Source organism: Austwickia sp. TVS 96-490-7B (assembly GCF_019331795.1).
GTDB lineage: Bacteria > Actinomycetota > Actinomycetes > Actinomycetales > Dermatophilaceae > Austwickia.
This window is the reverse complement of the sequence record NZ_JAHPZL010000053.1, coordinates 1-1922: the sequence shown is the minus strand read 5'-3', so window position 1 is coordinate 1922 and position 1922 is coordinate 1. Positions and strand designations below refer to the sequence as shown.

Sequence of the window (1922 nt, the reverse complement as noted above, 5' to 3'; positions counted from 1 at the left end):
GACGCATGGTCCACCGGCCCGCACCTGGGTGCTCAGACCTCGAAGGGGTTCTCCACCAGAGCGTTGGAGTGCGAGGCGGACAGGTGGGCGAGGTGCTCGGTGTCCTGGATCTCTTCCATGACCGCGCTCACGTCGTTCTGCATGTTTTTCTCCTTCTAGGGGTTCGACATGACAGCCATACGGCGGTGATTGCCGCTGGTGAATCCACCGTACTAATATTGAGAATGATAATCAATACGGGGCGGATGCCCCACCGAACACCCCGAGGTGGTGTATGGAGACCGTCGTTGTCGCCGACCAACGCGCAGGTGTGATCCACCTGCTCAACCCGACCCGCCGCACCTGGACCACCCCGCTGGTCGACACCGTCCTGGCCGAACACGCTGGCCTGCTCCACCTCCCCGATGGACAGATCGCCTTCGCCGACGACGCCACCGGCGAACTCGTCCTACTCGACCCCACCACCACCCCACCGCAGATCCGACGTACCGCCATCGCCATCCCCGCCGAGCATCTCGCCGCCGACCCTGCAGGCCACCACATCGCCGTGAGCACCGGCCTGGGCGCATCCTTCACCGGCACCAATGACCAGTTCACCCTGATCGACCTCACCCGGACCCCACCCCGGCCACGACGAGTGCGCACCCGCCCCGGCGAACCCGGCATCGCCCTCACCGAAGACAGCGTGCTGCTGCGCCACCGCGAACCCGGCTCCGTGCAGGCCATCAGCTTCACCGAGATCGACCAGGCCGGGCCCCATGTCCCCACCGTCACCGGGATCAGCTGCGACGACCTCGACGACACCGGCCACGGCGATGTCTTCGACCCCCAGACCGGGCGACTGATGATGGCCACCGACCGCGGCGTAGAGCAGTTCGACCTCGCTGACGGCGCTCCCCGAGCGGTCGGGATCATCCCCTGGTACGACGGGCACGGCGACCACCCCGGGCGGGCTTACTTCCTGCGGTTCTGTCCTCGGCGGCGCATCGTGGTCGCGACCTTGCGTCGCGGCGGCGACGATCCCACCATGTGGCATCGGTGGCACAACTCGTTGTGGATTCACCATGTCGACGAGGGCGTCACCACTCATGTCCCGGTCGGCGACGGACTGGTGTTTCGATGCGCGCTGACTCCGACGGCGCTGGTCACCACCCGCATCCACCCAGACGGGGACGAACTGCTGGTCCACGACCTGCCCGATCTGCGAGCGCGAGGCTGCTGGGCGTTGCCGCCGATGGCGGGTGCACCTCGACCGGGGCATGCACCGTGGGATCACGCGGAACGCCGGGCAGTGGCGGCGGCGCCCTACTCGGAGCAGGTGTTGGTCAGTCAAGGCGGCCACGGTGAGGTCCATCTCGTCGATGTCAGCTCTCCTCGTGGTGATCTGGTCACGTTGGACGCTCCGAGCCCGCTGCACGACGGCGGACATCTGGGGTGGTTTGACGATCGGGTCGCGCCAGCTCATCGGGATCGGATCGGCCGATGAAGGCCCCCGATTTTGGGCGGTTGATCCGTCACCACGGTCGGGGGGCTCGGTGGCAGGTGCCGACGGCGTACGACGGTCAGTGGTGGCATCTGCATCGGCCGGATGGGGCGCAGCGCACTGGGCTGTGGCGATCTGCGGACAGTGCGTCGCTGCTGGAGGGCGATCCGGGTGACCCGGTGGTGGTGGGGGACGGTCGTGAGGTGGAGGTGGTGCAGTTTCTCACGGGCGGATCGTCGGCGGCGGTGGTGGTGCGCCCTGCGGGGGGCGAGCGGTTGGAGATGTGGTGGCTGAAGGGTGGCGAGCGTCGCTGGGGGGAGGTGGTGGTGTCGGGGGTGTCGCCGTGGGCGAAGCCGGTCCTGGACGAGTGGGGGCGGGTGGTGTGTTGTCCCGAGGTGTCTGATGGTCGGCGTCGGCAGGTGCTGCGCTGGAGTGGGGC

Annotated in this window: 3 protein-coding genes; 2 read left to right on the top strand and 1 reads right to left on the bottom strand. The window is 68.0% G+C overall.

The features are described 5' to 3' along the window. Positions 1–32 precede the first annotated feature (32 nt). On the bottom strand, positions 33–143 hold the full coding sequence (gene amiA, locus KEM60_RS16725; protein ID WP_255574744.1) for a streptamidine family RiPP: 111 nt from the start codon (positions 141–143) through the stop codon (positions 33–35). A gap of 131 nt (positions 144–274) precedes the next feature. Between amiA and KEM60_RS16240 the strand changes: the two genes are divergently transcribed. Then, positions 275–1486 (top strand): hypothetical protein, encoded by a 1212-nt coding sequence (locus KEM60_RS16240; RefSeq protein ID WP_219232521.1) that lies wholly within the window; start codon positions 275–277, stop codon positions 1484–1486. Next, on the top strand, positions 1483–1922 hold a 440-nt coding region (locus KEM60_RS16235), incomplete at its 3' end, for a hypothetical protein (protein WP_219232519.1). The genes KEM60_RS16240 and KEM60_RS16235, both read left to right, overlap by 4 nt.

Coding starts and splice junctions, on each gene's coding strand:
- amiA (WP_255574744.1), bottom strand. CDS start 143: ATGCAGAACGACGTGAGCGCGGTCATGGAAGAGATCCAGGACACCGAG.
- KEM60_RS16240 (WP_219232521.1), top strand. CDS start 275: ATGGAGACCGTCGTTGTCGCCGACCAACGCGCAGGTGTGATCCACCTG.